Source organism: Pseudozobellia thermophila, from assembly GCF_900141855.1.
GTDB classification, from domain to species: Bacteria; Bacteroidota; Bacteroidia; order Flavobacteriales; family Flavobacteriaceae; genus Pseudozobellia; species Pseudozobellia thermophila.
On sequence record NZ_FQYU01000001.1, the window covers coordinates 733,825 to 758,999 of the forward strand.

The window sequence follows — 25,175 nt, forward strand, 5'->3', positions numbered from 1 at the left end:
CAAGAAAGCCTATGATTCAATCCATGACAGGGTTTGGCAAGCATGTGATTCAGCTTCCAACAAAGAAAATTACCGTTGAACTGAAATCATTGAACAGCAAAAACCTCGACCTTAATGCCCGAATGCCGTCGGCCTATCGCGAAAAGGAGCTTGAAATAAGAAAGACCATAGCCAGTTCCTTGGTTCGGGGCAAGGTAGATTTTGGATTGTATGTCGAGTTCACTGGCGATGAAACCTCGGCCGAGGTCAACGAGCCCGCCGTAAAGAACTACATGAAACAGTTGAGGAAGATCGCCGATGGCGATGACATCCGTTTGTTGGACATGGCCCTGCGAATGCCGGATGCCCTGCGTACCGAACGGGAAGATATCGACGAGGAGGAGTATGCCCACATTCAAGTTGCCGTAAGCGAGGCCCTAAAGGAAATAAACAAGTTCCGCACCGAGGAAGGCCGTGTCTTGGAAAAGGATTTTAAACAACGCATCGAGAACCTTCAAGGGCTGTTGAAGGACGTGGAGAAGATCGACCCCGATAGGCAGGTCGATGTGCGCGGAAGGTTGAAGAAGGCCGTGGCCGACCTGAACGTTGAGGTAGACGAGAATCGCTTTGAACAAGAGTTGATCTACTACCTCGAAAAGTACGACATTACCGAAGAGAAGGTACGTTTGGCCAACCACTTGGAATATTTTTCTATCACGCTTGATTCAGCTGATTCGAACGGGAAAAAGTTGGGGTTCATCTCACAGGAGATCGGACGCGAGATCAATACCATCGGATCCAAGGCCAACTACGCGCCCATGCAGCAGTTGGTGGTCCAGATGAAGGATGAACTTGAAAAGATAAAGGAGCAGATGCTCAATGTACTCTAAGCGGGCTGACCAAGGGCGACGGTCTGTTTAAGGCTCGGGCAAGGTGTAATTATTCAATTTATTTATAATGAAAGGCGGTAAACTTATTATTTTTTCGGCTCCCTCCGGTAGTGGTAAAACAACCATCGTTCGGCATCTCTTGGAAAAGCCCGAACTGAATTTGGCATTTTCGGTATCGGCCACCTCGAGACCTCGCCGGGGCAAGGAAAAACAGGGCGAGCACTATTATTTTATGTCTATTTCAGAGTTTAAGAACCACATCAAAAACGACGATTTTTTAGAGTGGGAAGAGGTGTACCGCGATAATTTTTACGGCACCCTCAAAAGCGAAATAGAACGCCTTTGGGCCCAGGGAAAAAATGTAATATTCGATATCGATGTGGCCGGTGGCCTGCGTATAAAGCGCAAGTTTCCAGATACCACCCTTGCCGTATTTGTGAAGCCCCCGAGCGTAGACGAGCTTAAGATCCGTCTAAAAAAGCGGAGCACGGAAAGTGACGATAAGATCAATATGCGAATTGCCAAGGCCTCGGTAGAATTGGCCACCGCCCCCCAGTTCGATAAAATTATCAAAAACTACGATTTGGATGTGGCCTTGGACGAAGCCTATCGTTTGGTTGCCGATTTTGTAGGTGTCAACAAGGAAAATGAAGACGAGTAGCACAAAGAAGATCGGACTTTATTTCGGTACGTTCAATCCGATCCATATCGGTCATTTGGTCATTGCCAACCATATGGCCGAGTATTCCGACCTTGACGAGATTTGGTTCGTGGTTACCCCTCGGAGTCCCTTTAAGAAAAAAAAATCCTTGTTGGACAACTACCATCGCTATGAGATGGTCTATGAGGCTACAAAGGATTACCCCAAACTCAAGCCCAGTAACATAGAGTTTGACCTTCCTCAGCCCAACTATACCGTAAACACCTTGGTTCATTTAGGGGAAAAGTACGGCAAAAGCTACACCTTTAGCCTGATTATGGGCGAGGACAACCTCAAGGGTTTCCACAAATGGAAGAATTATGAGGTAATCCTCGAAAACCACGATGTTTATGTTTACCCCCGAATTTCGGAAGGGCGGGTAGAGCATCGGTTTGAGGGGCATCCCAAGATAAAAAGGGTATCGGCCCCGATTATGGAAATCTCCTCGACCTTTATCCGCAAAGCTATCAAGGAGGGCAAGAATGTCAGGCCTTTGCTGCCCGAGGCGGTGTGGGTCTATGCGGATGAAATGAATTTCTACCGTTGAATTTGATCCGATATTGGACTTGGTTAGTTACTTGGGTTTGTAGCGTCGAATAGAATTACTTCGTACTCAAAGTCCGTTGCCTCCCCGTTTATTCCTACCGATTGTATCGAGACGATCAAAGAGGTGTCTTTGGTGATGCCGCTTGGCTCGAAATCGGGCTGCCAAACAATGGTATTGTCGGCATAGGCCTTACTTAGCTCTTCCGTTTCTACGGCAATCGTGCTGCCGTTCGAATATCGCATACTCACCTTCGTATCCTCGAAATCGGCATTGGCGATGGAGAACGACCACCTAGGGTAGACCACCTGTTTGGGAACAAAGCCCTCAGGGGGCCATGCGATAAATTCGGGGGCGTCGGCCGGGGGCGTCCCGGCATCCCCTATGACCCAAAGGGCATTATAGTGATCGGTGTTTCCTATGCCGATTTCCTGTAACCTGGGCCAAAGTAGCCACCTTCTGTGCCCTACGGGGCCATTTTCGGCACCTTGGTCGCGAATATACGAGTCGATGGCGGCAGATCCGGCGGCGGAGGTCAATAACGAGTTGGCCGCAGCTTCCTTGCCGGCTTCCGAAAAGCATTTCCAGGTGTCGGGAGGATAGTGTTCAAGGCTGCCGTTGGCGTGCATCATCAAGGCTGCGGCCTGGGCTTTTTCGCTCTTTGCACTGTTTTCTGCCACGACGTTGTTCAGGCCGACCGCCTTTCTGAAGTAGTGTAAGCGGCCAAGAATCCTGTCTTTGGTGTTTTGGGGTACGCTACCAAGGGTACAGGACGGCTCGTCACCCGTCCACAAAACATCTGAGGCACTAGTTGACGAGGCCATATAATAATCTTCGTAGAGCGCAAGGGCGGCCTCCCTTTCGCTAGTGTCTATGGTGGTCGACAATTCTTCGGTTTCGCTTGTAGGCTTATCGTCTTTACTACAGGCCGACATAAGAAATATGGCGGGAAGCGCGAGTCTTAAAACAGTCGAATAACGCATATTACTAAAGATTTGGGTCTTTAGTACTAACGTTGTCGAGGGTCAAAAAGGTATATTTTTTCGACCAACGGCAACATGGCGAGCTTAGGTAGGCCTGTCGATTTCGGACGATAGTGGCATTAGACCTTTACGTTGGCATGTTCGTCATAGGTCTCCAACAGGTTCATGGTGGCAACCAATAGGTCTTTGGTCTCCAACAATAAACTGAAGTAAAGGGCCGTGTTCTTGGGGCTCGATTCGTCGGTGCGGGTTCTTTCTACCTGCTTCTGAATCTTTAGGTCGAGTTTATGGAAGAGCTCCCTTTTGGTAACGATCAAGTCGGTCAACTTTAAAAAATCCTTGGTCTCGAAAATGGTTTTGATCTCACTGAACAGTTCGTCGATATAGCCATCGGTTTCCTTAAGGTCCTTAATTTGGTTGAACCTTAGTTTTTTGTGGTTGTTGTGTACATGCTTGTACCCGGCTTTGGCAATATACTCCAATGACTGGGTCATGTCTTGCAGGTAACTGAGGATGGTAATGTAAAAATTACTGGTTCCCACACTCGATTCATCGAGGTTTTTGATAAAGTAGAAAATGTTGTCGCGCAGCTCTTCTACCTCCTTATCGAGCTTGGCGATGCCCTTTTTGCTTTTTTTAAGGGTGTCGATGTCGTGTTTGGCCAAACCATCGATACTCTGGGTATAGATTTTATTGGCCCGCTTTATGGCCAATGAAATGTTGGCCGAGCTCTCTTCGATAACACCGATGATGGAGTTGCTTTCGGCTTTTTCCAACCTTTCTTCCAATTTGCTTTCCTTCAATTTTTTAGAGTGGGAAAGGTAGTTTTTGCCTATGAGCATAAAGGCGACTATAAGCAGGATGCTAATAGACCAAATTCCACCTAGGTGAATGATATAGGCAATGATGGCGGCCGCGGTAAAGGCACTCATGGCCGTAAAGAACCAACCGCCGATAACATTCAGCACACCGGCTACCCGGTATACGGCACTTTCGGGCCCCCAGGCCCTATCGGCAAGCGAGGAACCCATGGCGACCATAAAGGTTACGTAAGTCGTCGACAGGGGAAGTTTCATGGAGGTGGCCAATGAAATGAGTACACTGGCGACCATTAGATTGACCGCTGCCCTGACAAAATCGAAGGCGGGCATGTCCTGTACCCGGCTTTTGGGAACATAGATGTACGGTTTTTCAAATTGGCGGTCTATTCGTTTGCTCCATGAGTCGGGTATGAGCTCCGCCAAATTCTCGGAGGCCTTTATCGAAAACCGTACAATTTGGCGCGATAGAAAATTGGGCTGAAACCGCTCATCGCCCTCGTCTTGTCTCGACAGGTCGACGCTGGTCTTGACCACGTTCTTTGCCTTTGATGAGAACCAAAGGGTGATTACCATGACCACACCCGAGAACAACAAGAGGTAGGTCGGGGTCTGTACGGCCGTAGCCAGGCCTTCCATGGTAAATTCGTTGGGGGCAATAGCCGATTGGCTCCATGCCTGGTACGAGGCGAGGGCCGCCAAGGGCACTCCGATAAAGTTAACCAAGTCGTTTCCGGCAAATGCCATGGCCAGGGCAAAGGTGCCCATCACGATGATGATCACATAGATGTTCAACTTGAAAAGGGAAGTGGCCAAAAGGGATAGGCCGCTCCATATGACAAAGTTCAACAAGAGAAAGAGCTCGGGGTTGTCGTTTACGTATTCCATGACGGCGGGACTGAAAAGCGATGCGCTTTTGAGACCTTTGACAATAATGAAATAGATGATCGAGGTAATGGCAAAGCCCCCGAAAATGGCCCCTACCCATTTGGGCTTTTGCTCAAATTTAAAGGAAATGAAGAGCCTGGAAATAAATTGGACCGCGGCGCCGATTGAAAAGGCGACGACCACGGAGAGTAGGATACCGAGTATGATTTCGGTGGCCTTATCGGTGTTGATGTACGAGCCCAGTTGCGATAGGGAGTCGCCGTTGTCGAATATTTTGACGACGGATATGGCTACGGCCGCACCGAGTAATTCGAATACTATGGAAACGGTGGTCGATGTGGGCATTCCGAGCGTATTGAAAAAATCCAACAAGAGGATGTCGGTGATCATTACGGCCATGAAGATGATCATGATCTCGGAAAAGACGAATTCCGAAGGGTTGAAAATACCCTTACGGGCCACTTCCATCATACCGCTGGAAGATATGGCGCCAAAGGCAATCCCGACGCTGGCAACGATCATTATGGTCCGAAAGGATATCGCCTTCGAACCAATGGCCGAATTCAAGAAATTTACCGCGTCGTTGCTGACGCCAACTACTAAGTCCGTTATGGCTAGCACGGCAAGTGCTATAATCATAAATAGATAAATATTCTCACCCATCAAATTATAAATAAGCACAAAAATGCTACTATAATTTATGAATTAGGTTAAAAAAAGGTTATGAAGTCATTATTTGCTGTTTGAACAAGCTTGTCTTTCAACGGGTTCGATGGCTTCGCGTTCGGTTGGGACGCGACCAAAAAGTTTTGTTTCCAAGATGTAAAAAGATGAAAAGAATTGGGTCAAACCCCGTAAATAAAGGAAAAATTTAAGAAGGTCAAGGGGCGATTGCCAACGAAGCACGTGTTTTTTTAGGGATACGGGAAAGGATGGCTTTCCTAGGATGCTGGTTCCAATGTAAATTTAATGTTAAGTGATGGTGATTTTAATGTAAAATTTTTGTAAATTTGATTCAACGAAAAAGAAATACCATGAAAAATATAGCGATATTATTTGCAATGATGTTGACCCTTGCGGCTGGATATGCCCAAAAGGAAAAGGAAGTGAAGCTCAACACGGAAACCAATTTGATAGAAGCCACATATTACCACGATAACGGTAAGGTTAGTCAGAAAGGCACTTTTGACCTTGATGGAAAATTACACGGCGATTGGGTCAATTACGACGAGGACGGGGTCAAAATTTCGGAAGGCACCTATACCAATGGGGTGCGTACGGGAAAATGGATGTTCGTCAATGACGGTGTGGTTAAGGAAGTGGAGTTCGACAACAATGTTATCGCCAGTGTGGTCGACAAAAAGGGAAAATCGCCCTTGGTCTCCAAAGACTGAGCAATACAAAGTATACGATATGGAAGGCGGCATCATTGCTGCCTTTTTTATTTGGATATCGCTTTCCTTACTGTCCGGCGTAGGCCCTCGATACGACGGCCCCTTTCTGCTTAGTGTTGTCGACGGCCGAAACATCTTGAAGGCTGATCGATTTGGCATGAAGAGCCTCTTCGATTCGAAGCGTCTCGTTGGCGCTTATCTCTACGGGTATTCTTACGGTTTCGTATCCCAGTGAACTTATTTCCACAGTATAGGTGCCCGGAGCCAGGTTGTCGAACTCGAAATTACCGTTGAAATTGGTCGCTGTACCCGATTCTAGGCCATCAATGGCGACACTGGCGAACATCAGCGGTTCTCCGCCCATTTCAAAGTCGGTGATCCTTCCCTTAAGGCTGCCGCTTTGTGAATAAATTCCGGAGGATGCCAGTAGGCCCAGTAAAACAAGCAAATGCTTCATCTTTTTCTTTTGGCAAAGAAAAAGATGCGATGTTAAGTTGGGGTTAAGCGGTCATTAAAACTAGGTATTTTTAAGGTTAAGTTTCAGGCATCGAATTGGGGTGGGCAGGGCATGTCAAAACAGCTAAAAAACGTATCTTGCGACTTCCAAATTATTGATATGAACTGGGAAGAACTACTCTCTTTAAAGCGCCACGGAGATACCCTTAAAAGACTTAGAAAAGAACAAGACGAGACCCGATTGGGGTTTGAGGTCGATTACGACCGTATCATCTTTTCGAGCGCATTTAGAAGTTTGCAGGACAAGACCCAGGTCATTCCACTGTCGAATACCGATTTCGTACATACCCGCCTGACCCATAGTCTGGAGGTGTCCGTCGTGGGGCGAAGCCTCGGTAGGATTGCCGGAAAAAAAATTCTTGAAAAGCATCCTTACCTGCAAAAAGTGCACGGCTATCGCTTTAATGATTTCGGGGCCATCGTTGCAGCGGCCGCCTTGGCCCACGATATTGGAAACCCGCCTTTCGGACATAGCGGGGAAAAGGCCATTGGCGAGTATTTTTTGAATGGAAACGGAAGTAAATACCAATCGGTCTTAACGGAAAAGGAGTTTCAGGATTTGGTGGATTATGAAGGCAATGCCAATGGCTTCAGACTCTTAACGAGGTCTCGAGAGGGGGTAGAGGGCGGTCTTCGGTTGAGTTATGCCACCTTGGGCGCCTTTATGAAATATCCGAAGGGATCCTTGCCCAAGAGACCCACGAAACATATTGCCGACAAAAAATTCGGTTTCTTTCAATCCGATAGACAGGCCTTTGTAGACATTGCCTCAGATCTCGGGCTAAGGCAGACCCGAAGCGGGGAAGACATTTCCTTTTCACGGCACCCCTTGACCTTTTTGGTCGAGGCGGCCGATGACATCTGCTATACCATTATCGATTTTGAAGACGGTATCAATCTCGGTCTTATATCGGAGGAATTTGCCTTGGAATATTTGATCAACCTTGTGAAGGATACCATTAATACCAAAAAGTATAATTCTTTGGCCTATAAGGAGGATAGGTTGAGCTACCTACGGGCCTTGGCCATCAATACGCTGATTACCGATGCCGTCGATGTCTTCGTCAAGAACGAAAAGGCGATTTTGAACGGCGATTTCGAGGTGTCGCTGCTCGATAAGAGCAAGTACGGGGCCCAAATACGCGATATCATCTCTTTGAGCGTTGACAAGGTCTACCGTTCGCAAGAAGTGATCGAAAAGGAAATAGCCGGATATAAGATCATTTCAGACATCTTGGATGTCTATACCACGGCATTGATACGCCAAAGTGAAGGTAGGGCCTCGAATTACGACAAGCTCATGATACGAACCCTGCCCGAGGTCTATCGCCATACGGATAGCACAAGCTACGATATTCTGTTGAATACCTGTTGCTATGTGGCGAGCCTATCGGATCGTGCGGCCGTCCATATCCACAACAAAATTATGGGAAAACAACTTTAGGTATAAACCCGGATTTGGCCAAAAGGACTAAAACTCATAAGAGACACCTACACCCAATAACTGTTTGAACTGGATACGGGGGTGCCCTTCGTCAATAACCAAGCCCTCGTCGTTTTTTTGCTCGTCGAACAAAATGTCGTCGTCATAGATAATTTGGGTACCTATGGAGGTTAAAATGTATTTGTTGACGCGAAGGTCAATATTCAATTCCCAATCAACATCTATGTTGCCGAACTTTTGAAGGTAATCGGTATACAGGCTAAGTCGGTGCTTTAAAACCGTGTTTTTCATGACCTCGGCTTGGTACTGGTTGGTGACCAGAAAACCGAATTCGAGAAAGACGTTTTTTCCTTCCTCGATAATGTTTCCGTCGGCGTCGACAACGGCCTTTTCGACCCCAAAGGCTCCCTTGTTGGCCAAGTCTTGGTCGAGAACAAAGGTTACCTTTTGTGTGATCGGGGAGATGTACAGGTTAAATTTTTGGTCTTTTGTAATATAGGAGGTACCGGCACCCAAAAAAGAATATCCGGGAGCCATGAATCGGGAAATGGGGGTCGTTCTATCGGGGTATTTGTAACCGTTTGAAAACTGGGTGTTGAAATTGGCCTTCGCCGAGTAATACCAGTTGCTTATGGTGTCGCGCTGAAAACCAAAGGTAGAGCTTACGCGGAAGGAGTCGTCGGTCTTGCGGAGTTTTTGGTTTTCCTGTACGTTCAGGCCGTAACTCATTTCCATATAGTTGTCCCACTGAATGTACCTGAATTTGTAGTTGCGTTCAAAGCGTGCCTTTCCCAAGGCCGATATCGAATTGTTACCACCCGCATTCCAATTGACAAAGGCCACTTCGCTAAAGTTGACCCCCAACTTGTTTACATTGGTCCAGAAAGAGGGTACTTTAAACTTGTTGGGTTTTTCATCCAGGGCATTGGTACGCTGAAAGGAAATGACAGGGTTCATCAGGTCGACACTGCGGGGTATGTTTCTTATCTTCTCTTGGGTTTTTCTGATTACAACGGTATCTACCACTGTGGTGTCTACGACCATGACCAAGCTATCGATCTCTACGGGAATTGTGGTAAGGGAGTCCGTTTCCACTTTTGGGGGAAGGGAATCGGTAACCTGGGCAGTTAGGTTGAACAGTGCAAAACAGAATGTAAGGCTGGTAAAAAGGGTCTTAATGTGGTGGTTGTACATGGAGCAGTGAATTTATTTGGTTTGTTATGGCTGTTACGTCAATGTTTGCTTGCTGTTGAAGTTCGCCTATCGAGCCGTGTTCAAAAATACGGTCTTCGATACCTAGGACGGTAACTTTGTTACTACTTTCTATTTCATTGGCAAATTCTAGGATGGCCGATCCAAAACCCCCGAGGCGACAACCGTCCTCAATGGTAAGGATATGGCGGTACTTTTTGAAGATTTCCCCCAGTCTGGCCTTGTCCAAAGGTTTTACGAAGCGCATGTTATAGTGTCCTATTTTCGATGTTTGTCCGTATTGGTCAAGGGCATCGCTCACAAGATTGCCTATATGACCGATCGAAAGTACTGCAATTTCCGTGCCTTCTTTTAACGCTACCGAACTTCCGATGGCTATTTTTTCGAAAGGGGTTTTCCAAGTTTTCTGTACGCCCCTTCCCCGGGGGTAGCGAATGGCAATGGGATGTGGCAGGCCCAATTGGGCGGTGTACATCATATTGCGCAGTTCGGTTTCGTTCATCGGTGCAAAAATAATGAGGTTTGGGATGCATCGTAAATAGGCCATATCGTAAATTCCGTGATGGGTGGCCCCGTCCTCGCCTACCAGGCCCGCGCGGTCGAGGCAGAAAACGATCGGCAGGTTTTGAAGGGCTACATCGTGAATGACCTGGTCGTAGGCCCTTTGCAGAAAGGTCGAATAGATATTACAAAAAACGACCAGGCCTTCGGTAGCCATACCGGCCGATAGGGTTACGGCATGTTGCTCGGCGATGCCCACGTCGAAAGCCCTTTCGGGCAACTGCTCCATCATGTACTTTAACGAACTTCCCGTGGGCATGGCCGGGGTGATGCCAATGATTTTGGGGTTGTCCTTGGCCAGCTCTACAAGGGTATGCCCAAAAACATCCTGGTATTTGGCGGGTTGGTCGATGCCCGTCCTTTGATGCCGTTCGCCCGTTAGTTTGTCGAACCTTCCCGGGGCGTGGTAGGTTACTTGGTCTTCCTCGGCTTTTTTTAGCCCCTTTCCCTTGGTCGTGATGACATGCAGCAATTTGGGGCCTTCTACGGTTTTTAAGCGTTCAAATTCTTCGACGAGGGCCTTGATGTCATGGCCGTCAACCGGTCCCGAGTACTTAAAATTCAGGCATTCGAAAATATTTTCGTCCTTGGCCGTGCCTTTTTTTACGTTGGTAAGGTATTTCTTTAAGGCCCCTACGCTTGGGTCTATGCCAATGGCGTTGTCGTTAAGAACGATCAATAGGTTGGCATTCGTTACGCCCGCATGGTTCAAACCCTCGAAGGCCATGCCACTGGCTATCGAAGCATCTCCGATTACGGCTATGTGCTGTCTTTGGGTATTGCCATCCAATTGGGCGGCCAGGGCCATGCCCAAGGCGGCCGAAATGGAAGTTGAGCTATGCCCGGTACCGAATGCGTCGTACTCGCTTTCCTTCCTTCTGGGGAAGCCGCTGATACCGCCCAATTGCCTGTTCGTTTCAAAAACCGATTTTCTGCCGGTCAGTATCTTATGGCCATAAGCTTGGTGGCCTACATCCCAAAGCAACTTATCGTTGGGCGTATCAAAGACATAGTGGAGGGCGATGGTCAGCTCCACCACTCCTAGACTGGCCCCAAGGTGCCCTTCTTTGGTCGAGACGATATCGATTATAAATTCCCTTAGTTCTTGGGCAAGGGCGGGCAGTTCGCCCAATTTTAATCGGCGAAGGTCCTTCGGAACCTCGATATGCTGCAGCTGGCTCATTCGTCTCGGTAAATGTACATTAAAACATTATTCGGCTTGCTTAAACAAATGTCAAAATTAGTTTTTGAACCGGCTTTTACCTATCCTGAAAACCGATATTTCTCCGAAATGATCGAATTGCCGGGTGGTTTTGGCCAACTTTGGGCTTTTTATGGTATTTTAATAAGCGAAACCCTTCGATCCAAAACAATGGACCCATCCTATAAACTGACCAGAAGCGCTGTTTGGCAGCAATTGAAAAACGATTTGATCGGCAAGGATTCGCATCGAGGGGTTTCGCTTACCTATTCTTGGTTGGCCAACCAATTCGGCCATATTTCACTGGGGGTTATACCGACCATGGTCGTATACGTGCTTTTGCGCAATTATTCTTCGTACGAGGCCCCGGCAATATGGGCGGGTATTTTCGTTTCGATGGCATGGTTGCTTTTTGAGCTGTACAATTTTTTGGGCCCTCTGTTGATAAGGAGGCAAACGGGGTCCAAGCTTTTCTATAGGGGCTCCGGCAATAGATTCATCTTTTCCCCGCAGTGGCGGAACATAGCCTTCGACACCTTTACCGATTTGTGCTTTTTTTGGTTCGGGGCCTTGACCACGGCAGGGCTGATAGCATACGACGGGGTATCGCGTCTCTTGTCCGTTTTTGGGTTTACATGGGTGTTCGTAGTGGTTTTTTTCGTATTTGGATTTATGGTCTATGCCTCCCGGTATTGGTATATGGTAAAGATGTATCAAAACTATGCCTATTACCCGTACCAATTCAGGCTAAGCCAGTGGGACTATAATATGGATGGGGCGGACGTGGAAAGGGTCCTTGCCTATACCGACAAATGCAAGGACCAAAATGGCAACCACATGCTAATTTTCGGGGAAAAGGGCAGTGGAAAATCGAGTTTGGGGGTGGGGATCGCCAATGAAGTTTCAATAACCAGAAAGGCGGCCCTATATGTTACCGGGGTTAAATTGTACGGCATGTTTCTTGACCAGATCGGACCAAACAAGTTAAAGCGCTACTGGACATGGAAGCAGGCGGCCATTTTAGTGGTTGACGATATTAATCCGGGCCGGCCCATAAGGGAGGAACTGGTATCTCCCCAAAAGCTTCTTCAATTTATCGATTGCTATGGACAAGATCAAAAGGGAACGAATAGAAGCTTGCTCAAGAACAAAAACGTGGTGTGGATTTTGGGTGACGACCAAATATCATCCCCTGGGGAATGGACGCAATTGTTGCAGGACTTAGGGGTGGAAGCCTCGAAAATCACGTCTATCTTTCTCTGAAACCCGCGGTTTACAAAAGAAAGTTCTCGTGGGCAAAACTTATTAAATGGGGCAGGCTTTTTACGTTGAAGCGCTTGTAAAGGGGCAGAATTCTTTTTTCGATTGCCGATTGCGAAACCTCAAGTTGATGGGCTATTTCCTTAAAGGCGTAGCCGTTGGCCGCCAGGGCCAGGGCCTCTTTTTCCTTTCTCGATATGGCAAAGTGTTTGAACAGTTCCTTGCTCAGTGTTTCCTCGAATTGCGATTTCTCGGGGCCATAGGCGGCATATTGCATTACCCTCCCCTTCTTTAAGGTCTTCAAAACCTGTGAGACGCCTATAATTTCGCTTATCATGCCTTTTTCGGCCTTGTGTACGCCCACCCGGGAAAAAAGCGGAATGTGCCTTCCGTCCTTGTGCACTTTTTCAAGTTCTATGGTAAAGCTGTACGCTTCCAAGTCTTCCGATTTTCCAAGAAGAAACTCAAGGGCCTTGTCGTTAAGCTCATTCGAAAAGTCCAAAAAATGCTCGGTCGTAATGTTGACGATGGTCAACATATTTATCTCGGAATCCTTATAACCCAAGATTTCGTACCAACCTTGGGCATACAACATTCTGTTTTCCTTGAACGAATAAATATAGACCGCTTGATCAGGAAACGAAGGAATGGTCTTCTTGTAGCCAAGGTAAACCTCGCTATCGGGATCGATCGGTACGTCGGTAATCCTTGATTTTGAAAAACTACCGTAATTGTTAGGGGCCATAAGCTTGATACAACCTGCGATAAAACACAGTTGATTTGTTAGTAAGAGAAAACTACTTTCGTTTCAGAACGTTAAGCTAAGAAAAAAATAGCTTAAAAAGATGTTTTGCAAAACGCTATTGGGTTGAAAAGCAGGTTGAACGGTGTGTTTCAATGGTCTAAAATTAAGATTGCAAGAAGGTCATTTGAAATCGAATTGGGCTCCCGTACTTTTTGTCCTTATTGCATATTCCCTTTCCCCCAACCGAAGTTGTACCAACTCCAAGTTGCCCGTAACGGTGTGGCATACGTCGGGCCTGTGGAAGGTGGTCAAAGGTCGGCTTGGGGGGCAATGACCGTGATGGGGCCAAGGCCAAGCCCTTTTCACTTGATTGAAACAAATAATAACCAATTATCAAAAAAGAAAAATTATGAAAACGCTATCTAAATCACTTATATTTTTTGTTGCTCTGATCTTCATGTTGTTTTTGGCCTCCTGCGGTAAGGACGATGGTCCTGAAATAGAAAAGGAGGAAGTGGCCGAACAGCCCAAGGAGAAAGACGACGGGCAGGAGGAGGAATCGGAACAGGAGGAGGAAGAAGAAGTTACGGCCGAGGAGTCGAATATGATCCTAGACAATGTGGTCATCAAGGGGGGTACGAGAATTGAAGGAGGAATGCCCGCCCCCAACGAAACCATAAACTTCGAGGCCCAAACCACGGGAGGAAGTGCCTTTGTTGAAGAGGGGTTCAATGTCGTCTTGACCTCCGATATCGCCTTTGTGGGCGCCTACATCCAATTTAAGGCAGACGGTGCCCTGGTCTCCGATGCTTACTTCGATGTCGATTTGACTGAGAACGGTAGCTTCGAGGCGGCTTCCAAGGCGAAAGACCCCAGGGCAAAGGGCAGGAGCAAAGGAGCCAAAGGCCACTATTACGACCTCAACATCGGCTTTACTTCCCAGATCGCGGCAGAGAGTGAGTTTTGCTACCTCGTTGCCGTATACGATGACCAAGGAAACATTAGTGGGCCCAAGGAGGTATGCTTAAAAGTAAAGGACTGGGGCGGCTACGAAGAGCTGGTGGGCGAATGGCATTTTAGTAAATACGAAACCTATTTCTTGGATGGCCATATCGAAAGCGAATGGGTCGGTGTCGAGCAATGCCATGAAGCTACCTTTACCTGTGAAAACGCCGGCACCTTTGATTATCGGAACTGTTTTTCTGTGACCTACCGCATCTTCGACCTTAGGGCTGACGGCACCTTTACCCATACCTACAAGGATGCCGATATTGCCATGGATTATGAGCCTTCGCAGCAGAATTGCAGTCCAGTTTACAAAGACTGGAGTTTGGAGTATGTGATTGAAGGGAAGTGGAGCTTTAATCCCGAAACAAAGGACATCATCTTTGTGGAATATGAACAACAGTATGTTGACGCCAGTGGAACATATGATTATTCCTTCCCTTTAGGGCAGGGCCAAGTCTATCCTTATGGCCCTATTTCGGTTAATCTTGATCAATTGACCGTTGGTTACGGAGCTGAAAATTTAGGGAAGGACCTTAATGGGGATGGGGTGGTCAACAATGACGACAGTGGCTTTTTAGGGGTCTTTGAGAAGCAATAGGGCCGTCTTTACCGTAGAATCAGGATAAGATCGCTGATTATGTCATTATAAGGATGGCTAAAGGTTTTTAATTGGGGCCTTGACGATTTGGGGGAGTTGTCGGGGTCCCATATTTATGGTATCGAGTGTTATTGGTGTTTTTTTGTTTTCCTTCGTTTTTTAACCCGATGCCAAAGTGCTAATATTGCATATTGATTTTTTGATATGCTACAACCCTTCGACGATACCTATTTTATGAGAAAGGCCTTGCAAGAGGCGGAAGCCGCATTTGAAAAGGGGGAGGTTCCCGTCGGTGCGGTCATTGTGGCGGGGAATAGGATAATTGCAAGGGCCCATAACCTTACCGAACAACTGCACGATGTAACGGCCCATGCCGAAATGCAGGCCATAACGGCGGCGGCCAATTTTATCGGGGGCAAGTACTTGGTCAACTGTACCCTATACGTGACGTTGGAGCCCTGTCAGATGTGCGCAGGGGCCTTGTATTGGAGCCAGATCTCGAAAGTAGTATACGCGGCCAGCGACCCGCAAAGGGGCTTTGGGGCCATGGGGGGCAGGCTGCACCCGAAAACAGAGGTTGAAAAGGGGGTCATGCAAAAGGAGGCGAGCGAGTTGTTGAAGCGCTTTTTTATTGAAAGAAGAAACCTGAACTAAAAAAACCCCGCCAGAGGCAAGGGTTTAAGAATCTTGAAAAGGGTTGTTTTTATCCCACTACTTGTATCTGTGCGGCGACCAGGCCTTTTCTTCCTTCTTCTTCAACATATTCTACCTTGTCGCCTTCGTTAAGTTCGATTCCGTTAAGAGCTGTTGCGTGTACGAAAATGTCCTTTCCCGTCTCGTCATTGGTAATGAACCCGTAACCTTTGGATCCATTAAAAAACTTTACTGTACCAGTCATGCCAATAAAAATTAGTTGATAATAATTGTTTGTTCCTCTAAAATTAGGAAATTTTTAAATAGACCAGTTTAAAAAGTAAAGAATAATTAGGGTCAATTTTGCTGATTTTCAGTGTCTTTTGTCGGATCTTGCCTCATTTTTTTGATGTTTTCCTCGGTTAGCATATAGTCCTTTATTTTTTTTCCCTTACTGTAATGTATCAGAAATAAGGGCATGGCTACCAAGAAAATACCCACCGTGCCAAAGCCTATGCATTTGTTCGCCAAGGGGGGGTCTTCCCCTTGAATGCTAAATCCATAAACTATAGACGCGAATGAGGCGGCGACTATAAATAGGATGAGGTATTTCATATGACGTTTTGTTTTAATTTATAAATAGAAGATGTAGGTCGACACATGATGTCGCGGTATACATCAGCCGGTAAAGTTAATCAACTGCCGGCGGTAGGCGGTCAACAATTTCGATTTCGAGATAAAACCGATGTATTTCCCGTTTTTGATAACCGGAAGGTTCCATGCACCACTGTCCTGAAATTTTTGCATTACCTCTTTCATGCTGTCCGTTTCATAAAAGATATGCTCGGGGGCATTGTGCATAAAGGTCTCGACCTTGGTACTGTCGTAAAGGGAGGTGTCGAACATAAACTCCCTGATGTCGTCGAGCAAGACAATACCGACCAAAGCTTGTTTCTCGTTTACCACGGGAAAAATATTTCTTGTTGATTTGGCCACCGAACGGTGCAACATGTCCCCTAAAGTCATATCCGGACGCACCTTTTTAAAGTTGGTCTCCAAAACGTCGTCCAGGCGCATCAGGGTTAGTACCGATTGGTCTTTATTGTGGGTCAGCAAGGCCCCGCTTTTGGCGAGTTCGCGGGTGTAGATGGTGTAGTCTAGGGCATTTCTTGCAATCAAATACGATATGGAAGCCGTTATCATCAAGGGGACGAAGAGTTCGTATCCGCCCGTTATTTCGGCAATCAGGAAAATGGCGGTCAGGGGGGCGTGCAGTACCCCCGCGATAAGGCCTGCCATGCCGATTAGGGTAAAGTTGCTTTCGGAAACGGCAAAACCGAGTCCGCTGTTGTTGATTACCTTGGCCATTACGTTGCCTAGGGCACTTCCCATTACCATGGTGGGTATGAATATGCCGCCCGCCCCGCCGGCGGCCAAGGTAGTGGTCATCGCCACCGCTTTGAAGATGGTAATGCCAAAAAGAAGGGCGATTACCACCCAGATATTCGACGTGTACGTGTCAAAGGGTGTTTTGCCCAGGGCCTTGATGTGGTCGCCGTGCAACAGGTTGTTGATAAAGCTGAAACCCTCGCCATAGAGGGGCGGAATAAAGTACAGCATGATCCCAATGGCCAGACCACCTACCAGTAACCTGTATTTTGGACTTTTGAGCGGTTCGAAGAGTTTTAGGATTTTGTAGTACATTTTTGTAAAATAGATGGAGGCAAAGGCGGTCCCAACGCCTAAAACAATATAGAACAAAGTGTCCTTGACTTCGAAGTTTTGGGTGATGGTAAAGTTGAAGAGCACCTCGTTGCCCAGAAAAAAATAGGAGGTAAGGACACCGGAAATGCTTGCCAATAAAAGAGGGAGCATCGAAAGCATCGTAAAATCAAGGCTAAAGACCTCTACCGCAAACACAATAGCGGCGATCGGCGATTGGAATATCGAAGCTATGGCCCCCGCAGAGGCACATGCGATCAGCAACGACCTGGTTTTGGGGTTGACATGTAGAAAACGCCCCAAATTGGAACTGATGGCGGCCCCCGAGGCAACGGCGGGCCCCAGCAGTCCGGTAGACCCCCCGAAACCAACGGTCAGGGGGGCGGCGATCAACTGGGTGTAGATATGTTTGGGCTCTATGATGCCCTTCTTTTTTGAAAGGGCGTACAATATGGCCGATACGGCATGGCCCAATTTTTCCTTATGGATAAACTTTACATATAAATATACCAAGGTAAGGCCTATAATGGGCAGGATAAAATAAAGGCCATAATTGGAAATCAGGACACCCCGTTCCAATGATGACTCAATAAAATACACAATGTTCTTAAGGGTAACCGATGCGAGCCCCGCCAACAATCCCACCACAACGCTCATAATGTGCGTAAAGGTTTTGTTGGAGATATTTTTATATCGCCATTTTAAAAATTTGGTAGATATACGTGTTAATCGATTGGGCATCTAATGACAATCCTATTAATGGAATTAAAAAAAGCCCTCTCGCCTTACCTATGGGTTAAGAGGGCTTGTTCAATTTAAGGTTCAACTCATCAAGTTGTTCTTGGTCTATCGGCGCCGGGGCATCGATCATTACGTCGCGGCCACTGTTGTTCTTCGGAAAAGCGATAAAGTCGCGAATGGTTTCCTGTCCGCCCAAGATGGCGACCAATCGGTCTAGCCCGAAGGCGATACCCCCGTGTGGCGGGGCGCCATATTGAAATGCATCCATAAGGAAGCCGAACTGCTCCCTGGCCTCTTCGGGGGTAAAGCCCAAGTGTTTGAACATGGTGGCCTGTACTTCCTTATCGTGGATACGGATCGAACCGCCCCCTATTTCGTTGCCGTTCAGCACCAGGTCATAGGCATTGGCCCTCACCGCCCCGGGATCGGTTTCCAAAAGTTCGAGCTGTCCGGGTTTTGGCGATGTAAAGGGGTGGTGCATGGCATGGTAGTTTCCGGTTTCCTCGTCGAGTTCCAACAAGGGGAAATCCACGACCCAAAGCGGGGCGAATTCGTCGGGCTTCCGCAGGCCCAGACGATTGGCCATTTCCATGCGAAGGGCACTCATCTGGGTTCTGGTCTTGTCCTTGTCACCCGAAAGCACACAAATCAGGTCGCCGGGCTTGGCACCCGTGGCCTCGGCCCATTTGGCGAGGTCTTCTTGGTCGTAGAACTTGTCGACCGAAGATTTATAGCTGCCATCTTCATTGCATTTTACATAGACCATGCCCTTGGCTCCGACCTGGGGCCGCCTTACCCAGTCGATAAGGGCATCGATTTCCTTCCGCGAATAACCGGCCGCCCCGGGTACGGCAATCGCCACTACGAGTTCCGAAGAATTGAAAACCTGAAAATCTTTGTGCTGGGCAATGGCGTTAAGCTCGGCAAACTCCATTCCGAAACGGATGTCCGGTTTGTCGTTGCCGTAGATACGCATGGCGTCATCGTATGTTATTCGGGGAAAAGCCGATATTTCAACTCCCTTGATTTCTTTGAGCAGGTGCTTCGTGAGTCCTTCAAAGACATCTAGAATGTCTTCTTGTTCCACAAAGGACATTTCGCAATCTATTTGGGTGAATTCGGGTTGGCGGTCGGCCCTTAGGTCTTCGTCGCGAAAGCATTTGACAATCTGAAAATACTTGTCCATTCCCCCTACCATCAAGAGTTGCTTGAAGGTCTGCGGTGATTGGGGCAGGGCGTAAAACTGGCCCTCGTTCATCCGGCTTGGAACCACAAAGTCGCGGGCCCCCTCGGGTGTCGATTTTATAAGGTAGGGGGTCTCTACCTCGATAAACCCGTTGTCCGACAGATATTTGCGGACTTCCATGGTTACCTTGCTCCTAAAGATAAGGTTGTTCTTTACCGGATTTCTGCGGATGTCGAGGTACCGGTACCTCATACGAAGGTCTTCGCCCCCGTCGGTATCGTTTTCTATGGTAAAAGGAGGTGTTATGGATTCGTTGAGAACGGTAAGCTTTTCTACCAGAACTTCTATGCTCCCAGTGGGTATCTTGGGGTTTTTCGAGGTTCTTTCGATTACCTCGCCCTCTACTTGTACCACAAACTCACGGCCAAGGTGTCTAGCCTGTTCTAGAAGCTTTGAAGAGGTTCTGTCTTCGTCGAACACCAATTGGGTCAGGCCATATCTATCACGTAGGTCTACCCAAACGACAAAGCCTTTGTCCCTCGTTTTTTGTACCCATCCCGCCAGGGTAACCTTAGTATTTATATCCGATTCGCGCAGTTCTCCGCAAGTATGACTTCTATACATCGTAATGTTAAATTTTAAAGAGCAAATGTAAGAAGATAACATGGTTTCATCTAACTATTCGCTGAAATCGACGGTTTTTAGACCGCCTTGAAAACATTTCTTAAAGACATTAAAATTTAACATAAAATTTAAGAATGTGATATTTATTGTATAAATTGCTTTTCAAATAGCTAATTCAACACTTATGAAAATGAAACGTGCAATACTTAGGGGGACATATTTTTTTATGTTTCTTTTGGTTCCGATTGTGGCTGTTTCCCAAGAAACGGTCAGTGGAGTTATATCGGACAACAACGATCTGCCAGTGCCCGGTGCCAACGTGGTGATAAAGGGTACGACGAACGGAAGCACTTCCGATTTTGATGGTAACTACGAAATTGTGGTCAACGAATTTCCGGCGACTTTGGTCTTTTCCTCACTCGGCTACACGACAAAAGAAGTTCAGGTAACCGGCGGGACGATCTTGAACGTAACCATGGAAGAATCGGTCACCGGCCTTGAGGAAGTAGTGGTCACGGGTTTGGCCACTACCATAAAAAGAACCAATGCGGCGAACGCCGTTGCATCGATATCGGCCGAGGCACTTACAGGAACCACACCGCCCCCGACCTTGGACGGGGCCCTATACGGCAAATTTGCCGGGGCCATAGTCAATTCCAATTCAGGGGCACCGGGAGGAGGAATCTCCGTAAAGCTCCGGGGTGCCACATCGTTACAGGGAAATGTGCAACCCTTATACATAATCGATGGGGTCTATGTCGACAATTCGGCAACGGCGGCAGGCTTGAACGTGGTTTCCGGCGCTGCGGGGCAGGGCAGTTCGTCCAATCAAGACAATCCTTCGAACCGTATCGCCGACCTTAATCCCGAGGATATTGCCAATATTGAGATCCTGAAAGGAGCTTCGGCTGCCGCAATCTACGGGTCCCGTGCCGCCGCGGGTGTGGTAATCATAACCACAAAGAGAGGTAAGGCGGGCAAAACCAAATTTAAGTTTTCGCAATCGACGGGTTGGTCGCAGGCCATTAACCTCTTGGGGGTTAGGGATTACAACGAACAAAGGGTTCGCGATACCTTCGGCGATGCGGCCGCCGATGAATATAATGCCGCCTTGAGCTCGGGGAATCTGGTCGACTATGAAGATGAGATTTATGGCGAGAACGGTGTAATAAGCATTACCAATTTCAGTATGAGCGGTGGTGGCGACAAGACCAAGTTCTATGCCGGGGTAACCCATAACAATGAAGATGGCATCGTTAAGAATACCGGTTATGAAAAAACTTCGGTACGATTGAACCTAGACCACAGACCGGCCGATTTTGTTCGGTTCTCCTTAAGTTCGAACTACATCTATTCGTCTGCCGATCGGGGTTTCTTTAATAACGACAACACGGGTACCACTATCGGTATCGCCCTAACCGCTACCCGGCCTTGGGACAAATTGTATCCCAATGAAGACGGAATTTACCCTGACCATCCCAACAACACTTCGAACCCGTTGCAAACCCGCGATTTGATAACCAATAACGAGAAGATCAACAGGATCATCATGGGAGGGACAACCAATTTGGACATATACCGAAGCGACAGGTCGAACCTCGAACTTATATTAAGGGGCGGATTGGATTTTTACGGGCAGCAGACGCGGGCTATTTTTCCCAAACCACTCCAGTTTCAGAAAATAGCCAACGGAGGACTGAACGGTGTGTCGTCCCAAGGCGATATACAGAACAAAAACTACAACCTCTCCGCATTTTTGGTACACGGGTATACCACCGAAAACAACCTGAACTTTAGGACCCAGGTGGGCATTACAAGGGAGTATTTTGACCAAAACGTGGAACTGATTACCGCTACCGGGCTAGTGGCCTCTGAAACCAACGTAGACCAAGCGGCCAATACGGGGGTCAATCAGACCAGGCTCCTGCAACAGGATTCCGGTTTTTTTGCTCAGGAAGAGCTGAATTACCAAGACAAAGTTATTGCTACCGTCGGCGTGAGGGGAGATAAAAGCTCCAACAACGGTGATGCCAACAAGCTTTCGTACTACCCCAAAGCCTCCTTGGCGTTGAGCCTCAACGAATTTGGTTTTTGGAAGCAAGATTCGGTATGGGACCAATTCAAGTTGAGAATTGCTTATGGCGAAGCCGGAAACTTCCCACCGTTTGGGGCCTTGTTTACCTCCTACAACGCGTTTTCCACTGATGGAACGCTGGGGATCAGTTTAATAGGTGTTCGGGGCGATGCCGATCTGGAATCCGAAAGGCAGAAGGAACTTGAATTCGGAACCGACCTTTCCTTTTTCGATAGAAGACTGAACCTTTCGGCAACCTATTATATCAAGAACATAGACAACCTGATCCTGCAGGCGGCACTTGAACCCTCCACGGGCTTTACCCAGCAGTTCGTCAATGCCGGGGAGCTACAGAACAAGGGAATTGAACTGTCGTTGGATGCCATACCCGTTCAAACCGAAAACCTCAGTTGGAACCTGGGCATCAATTTCTTCAAAAATACTTCCGAGATCACAAGGCTCGATATCCCGGCTTTTAATATCGGCGCCTTTGGTGCAACCTTGGGTACCTTTAGAATTGAGGAGGGTTCGAGTCCGACCCAAATCGTGGGGATCGGTCCAAATCCAGGGCCTAACGGATTTCAAACCTTCGGAAACTCCGAGGCCGACTTTCAAATGGGTTTCAATAGCAACTTAAAGTATAAAAACATCGATTTTTCAATGGTCTGGCAGTGGAAGCAGGGAGGTGACAATATCAACCTTACCACTTTGTTGTCCGATTTGAACGGTACTAGCCACGATTACGATACCATCGACCTTGATCCCGATGGGGTATTGGGCAACGGTGACTACAGGGTGAGCCAGTTAGGACAATCGGCACGGGTCTTTGTGGAAGATGCCGGCTACGTAAGGTTACGGGAATTAGGAGTGTACTATACCTTAACATCGGAAATGCTGTCAAATGTTATAGGTGGGGGAATCGACTCGATACGTCTAGGATTCTCCGGTACGAACCTCATCAATATTTTTGACTATAATAGCTATGATCCGGAGATATCGAATTTCGGGGGGAATACAATTTTTACCGGGGTCGAGGTAACCCCCTTTCCGTCCTCCAAGCGATTTTTGTTTAATGTAGCCGTTAATTTTTAAAATTCACACCATGAAAGAATATATATATAAATTTTTGGTTTTTGCCTCGGTTGCCGCCGTAATGGTATCGTGTGAGGTACAAGAATTCTCAGACCTGAACAATGCCGAGGTCGATGCCTTTGAGGACAATCTCACCAGGGGCGATCTGCAAGACCTGGTCGGGGGGCTTTTTTACAGCTCTCGCGTGAATATCGGAACTTACTTGGACGATACCGGTGTCATCGGTAGGGAGTGGTTTCGTTTCTCCGGTTCGGATCCGCGTTTCACTACGGATCTGCTGGGCGGGGGCAGTGCTATCTTGGATAACAATACCTTCTATATCACCAATCCGTGGAGTGCACGTTACCGAACGGTAAAGAACGGCAATTTAATACTCGATTTTTTGGGTTCGCAAGACCTTTCGGCTCAGTTTACCGATCAGGAGGTGTCCGCCGCCAGGGGCTTGGCCAAGACCTTTATTGCCTATGAATTATTGTTGAACCTTAATTTGACCGATGAAAATGGAATTCGCCTTGACGTCTCGGATGCCAACAATTTGGGGCCCTTCGTTTCCAAAACTGAGGCCTTGGCCGGTATCCGTTCTTTTCTCGAGGAGGGAGCGACCGACCTTGCCAATGGGGGGGAAGCCTTTTCCTTTATATTTCCATCGGGGTTCGCGGGCTTTGATACGCCTTCCACTTTTTTACAGGTGAACAATGCCATAGCCGCCCGGGTGGCGGCCTATCAAGGAGACAATGAGGCGGTACTGTCCTTTCTCGAGGATTCTTTCCTGAACTTGGACCCGCAAGATATGGATACGGGAGTCTATTACAACTTTAGTGAAGATCAGAATAGCCTCGTAAACCCCATGTTTATTTCGGCGAACGGAACTACGGCGGCCCAGGCACGTATCGTGGAGCCTTCATTTATTTCCGATGCAATGGCCGGGGATGGCCGTCTTTCGAAAATCGTACAACTGGAAGCTCCCGTAACCTTGGACGATTTGGTGGGCGACCATATCGTGTTCAGGTATCAATCGAATTCGGACGTCATACCCATTATCAGAAACGAGGAGCTGATTTTACTGTATGCCGAGGCCAATATTGCCGTTGATCCGACGGAAGCGGTGAATGCCCTGAACATTATCAGGGAAAGTGCCGGTTTGGGGGCCTATACCGGGGCAACGGATGAAAATTCATTGACCGACGAAATGTTGATGCAAAGAAGGTATTCGCTCTTTGCCGAAGGCCATCGTTGGATCGATATGCGCAGGTTCGATAGGCTCGACGAACTACCACTGGCACGACCCGATGACGATGTCTTCGCGATGTTCCCGATTCCCTTGACAGAGAACCAATAATTAAAAGGGCAGACCTCAAGCTGACGGCCTCAATAGACCGGATAAGGGCGTTTTAGTTCTTAATTTTTTAATAAAGATAGCTTTCTGCATATTAATTTTGGAATACCTAACGTTGTAGTCTTGACAATGTTAGGTATTCTTGATTAATTTAATGCTATGCCCTTTACTGGATCACATCCCGCACTGATTATTCCGCTTCTGAAAAATCGTTATTTTTCGGCATCGGGACTCATTATGGGAAGTATGGTTCCTGATTTTGAGTTCATTCTTTTGATGAAGACCAGCGTAGTATATGGCCATGACATTTCATCCATGTTCTGGTTGAACCTGCCCTTGTCCATTGGCCTCCTGTTCCTGTTTCACAATGTCGTAAGAAAGAGCATGATCTTGAATCTGCCGGGGTATTTTGAAAAACGCCTGAGGTCTTACCTGTACTTTAATTGGAACGGGTATTTTAGAAAAAATATCGTCAAGGTAATGCTCTCGATCCTGTTGGGCAACCTCGGCCACTTGTTCTGGGATGCCTTTACCCACCAACACGGTATTTTCGTTGAATGGATAGGCTTTCTCGCAACCCCGGTAATGGGCGTTCCCCTGTACCATGTCTTGCAGTATGGCTTTAGCCTTTTGGGCGCTTGGGCCCTATGGCTCTTCTTTCGAAAATTGCCCTTTAAAGACCTTTATCCCTCCGATAAAAGGAAGATGGCCTATTGGGCGATAGTGGGGGCCGTAGCCGTCGTTGTTTTGTTCTTTAGGTTTAGGGAAGTTCAGCGATTCTATTTCGAAGAATGGGTGGTGTGCTCCTTAAGCGCATTTATGATTGGCTTGGTGGCGGCCTCAGTTCTTGACAGGTTGAATGCATTTAACAAAGGTAGGGCGCGTCAGGTGAAGCCGGTAAACGTAGAAGTAGGGCACCACAGTGGCAAGCGGTAAAAAGCTCGGTAGTTGGCCCCCGCCTAAAAATTGGACGAACTTCGGTCAGCTTACCTTTAAGGTCTGGTCCAGAAGCGAAAAAGCCCCGAA

Annotated in this window: 21 protein-coding genes; 11 read left to right on the forward strand and 10 right to left on the reverse strand. The window is 47.5% G+C overall.

Features of this window, described 5'->3' with window-relative positions; genetic code table 11:
- Positions 1-11 precede the first annotated feature (11 nt).
- The 3 genes from BUB37_RS03180 (at position 12) to nadD (ending at position 2,116) form a co-directional block, all read left to right on the forward strand.
- Positions 12-869, forward strand: coding sequence for a YicC/YloC family endoribonuclease (locus BUB37_RS03180; protein WP_072988371.1), 858 nt, complete (start codon positions 12-14; stop codon positions 867-869).
- 67 nt (positions 870-936) lie between these two features.
- Positions 937-1,530, forward strand: coding sequence for a guanylate kinase (gene gmk, locus BUB37_RS03185; protein ID WP_072988374.1), 594 nt, complete (start codon positions 937-939; stop codon positions 1,528-1,530).
- Complete coding sequence (gene nadD / locus BUB37_RS03190) at positions 1,517-2,116, forward strand: nicotinate (nicotinamide) nucleotide adenylyltransferase (RefSeq protein WP_072988377.1); 600 nt, start codon at positions 1,517-1,519, stop codon at positions 2,114-2,116. The genes gmk and nadD overlap by 14 nt, the downstream gene beginning before the upstream one ends.
- Positions 2,117-2,139: 23 nt before the next feature.
- On the opposite strand, the gene BUB37_RS03195 is transcribed toward nadD, so the two are convergent.
- Complete coding sequence (locus BUB37_RS03195) at positions 2,140-3,096, reverse strand: CAP domain-containing protein (RefSeq protein WP_094766507.1); 957 nt, start codon at positions 3,094-3,096, stop codon at positions 2,140-2,142.
- Positions 3,097-3,215: 119 nt separating this feature from the next.
- Positions 3,216-5,465 carry an inorganic phosphate transporter gene (locus tag BUB37_RS03200; protein WP_072988385.1) on the reverse strand — a complete coding sequence of 750 codons (2,250 nt, stop codon included), beginning with the start codon at positions 5,463-5,465 and terminating at the stop codon, positions 3,216-3,218.
- Positions 5,466-5,836: 371 nt separating this feature from the next.
- Between BUB37_RS03200 and BUB37_RS03205 the strand changes: the two genes are divergently transcribed.
- The gene (locus BUB37_RS03205) at positions 5,837-6,196 is read left to right on the forward strand and encodes a toxin-antitoxin system YwqK family antitoxin (RefSeq protein WP_072988389.1); all 360 of its coding nucleotides are present in this window, start codon (positions 5,837-5,839) and stop codon (positions 6,194-6,196) included.
- A gap of 67 nt (positions 6,197-6,263) precedes the next feature.
- Here BUB37_RS03205 and BUB37_RS03210 read toward each other — a convergent pair whose 3' ends face one another.
- The gene (locus tag BUB37_RS03210) at positions 6,264-6,653 is read right to left on the reverse strand and encodes a carboxypeptidase-like regulatory domain-containing protein (protein WP_072988392.1); all 390 of its coding nucleotides are present in this window, start codon (positions 6,651-6,653) and stop codon (positions 6,264-6,266) included.
- 159 nt (positions 6,654-6,812) lie between these two features.
- Between BUB37_RS03210 and dgt the strand changes: the two genes are divergently transcribed.
- Positions 6,813-8,156, forward strand: coding sequence for a dGTP triphosphohydrolase (gene dgt / locus BUB37_RS03215; RefSeq protein ID WP_072989732.1), 1,344 nt, complete (start codon positions 6,813-6,815; stop codon positions 8,154-8,156).
- A gap of 27 nt (positions 8,157-8,183) precedes the next feature.
- Here dgt and BUB37_RS03220 read toward each other — a convergent pair whose 3' ends face one another.
- Positions 8,184-9,350: a DUF3078 domain-containing protein gene (locus BUB37_RS03220; RefSeq protein WP_094766508.1), complete on the reverse strand. Its 1,167-nt coding sequence runs from the start codon at positions 9,348-9,350 to the stop codon at positions 8,184-8,186.
- A complete protein-coding gene (locus tag BUB37_RS03225; protein ID WP_072988396.1) occupies positions 9,331-11,112 on the reverse strand; it encodes a 1-deoxy-D-xylulose-5-phosphate synthase in 1,782 nt (593 codons plus the stop codon). Before BUB37_RS03225 ends, BUB37_RS03220 begins: the two co-directional genes overlap by 20 nt.
- A 48-nt stretch (positions 11,113-11,160) precedes the next feature.
- Between BUB37_RS03225 and BUB37_RS03230 the strand changes: the two genes are divergently transcribed.
- Positions 11,161-12,393 (forward strand): P-loop NTPase family protein, encoded by a 1,233-nt coding sequence (locus tag BUB37_RS03230; protein WP_094766509.1) that lies wholly within the window; start codon positions 11,161-11,163, stop codon positions 12,391-12,393.
- A 10-nt stretch (positions 12,394-12,403) separates the two neighbouring features.
- Here the strand turns inward: BUB37_RS03230 and BUB37_RS03235 are convergent, their stop codons facing one another.
- Positions 12,404-13,135: a LuxR C-terminal-related transcriptional regulator gene (locus BUB37_RS03235; RefSeq protein ID WP_072988398.1), complete on the reverse strand. Its 732-nt coding sequence runs from the start codon at positions 13,133-13,135 to the stop codon at positions 12,404-12,406.
- A gap of 409 nt (positions 13,136-13,544) precedes the next feature.
- On the opposite strand from BUB37_RS03235, the gene BUB37_RS03240 reads away from it, so the two are divergent.
- Positions 13,545-14,741 (forward strand): hypothetical protein, encoded by a 1,197-nt coding sequence (locus BUB37_RS03240; protein WP_139278060.1) that lies wholly within the window; start codon positions 13,545-13,547, stop codon positions 14,739-14,741.
- A gap of 204 nt (positions 14,742-14,945) precedes the next feature.
- Positions 14,946-15,395 carry a nucleoside deaminase gene (locus BUB37_RS03245; protein WP_072988405.1) on the forward strand — a complete coding sequence of 150 codons (450 nt, stop codon included), beginning with the start codon at positions 14,946-14,948 and terminating at the stop codon, positions 15,393-15,395.
- A 49-nt stretch (positions 15,396-15,444) separates the two neighbouring features.
- Here BUB37_RS03245 and BUB37_RS03250 read toward each other — a convergent pair whose 3' ends face one another.
- The 4 genes from BUB37_RS03250 to aspS form a co-directional block, all read right to left on the reverse strand.
- The gene (locus BUB37_RS03250) at positions 15,445-15,639 is read right to left on the reverse strand and encodes a cold-shock protein (RefSeq protein WP_072988408.1); all 195 of its coding nucleotides are present in this window, start codon (positions 15,637-15,639) and stop codon (positions 15,445-15,447) included.
- Positions 15,640-15,731: 92 nt separating this feature from the next.
- Positions 15,732-15,989, reverse strand: a complete 258-nt coding sequence (locus BUB37_RS03255; protein WP_072988411.1) for a hypothetical protein — start codon at positions 15,987-15,989, stop codon at positions 15,732-15,734.
- 63 nt (positions 15,990-16,052) lie between these two features.
- Entirely contained in the window at positions 16,053-17,753 is a 1,701-nt protein-coding gene (locus BUB37_RS03260; RefSeq protein ID WP_244526710.1) for a chloride channel protein, read from the reverse strand.
- A gap of 139 nt (positions 17,754-17,892) precedes the next feature.
- The gene (gene aspS, locus BUB37_RS03265; RefSeq protein ID WP_072988418.1) at positions 17,893-19,647 is read right to left on the reverse strand and encodes an aspartate--tRNA ligase; all 1,755 of its coding nucleotides are present in this window, start codon (positions 19,645-19,647) and stop codon (positions 17,893-17,895) included.
- 190 nt (positions 19,648-19,837) lie between these two features.
- On the opposite strand from aspS, the gene BUB37_RS03270 reads away from it, so the two are divergent.
- The 3 genes from BUB37_RS03270 (at position 19,838) to BUB37_RS03280 (ending at position 25,085) form a co-directional block, all read left to right on the forward strand.
- A complete protein-coding gene (locus tag BUB37_RS03270; RefSeq protein ID WP_244526711.1) occupies positions 19,838-22,813 on the forward strand; it encodes a SusC/RagA family TonB-linked outer membrane protein in 2,976 nt (991 codons plus the stop codon).
- 10 nt (positions 22,814-22,823) lie between these two features.
- Complete coding sequence (locus BUB37_RS03275) at positions 22,824-24,152, forward strand: RagB/SusD family nutrient uptake outer membrane protein (protein ID WP_072988425.1); 1,329 nt, start codon at positions 22,824-22,826, stop codon at positions 24,150-24,152.
- A 156-nt stretch (positions 24,153-24,308) separates the two neighbouring features.
- Positions 24,309-25,085 (forward strand): DUF4184 family protein, encoded by a 777-nt coding sequence (locus BUB37_RS03280; protein WP_072988429.1) that lies wholly within the window; start codon positions 24,309-24,311, stop codon positions 25,083-25,085.
- Positions 25,086-25,175: the final 90 nt, after the last annotated feature.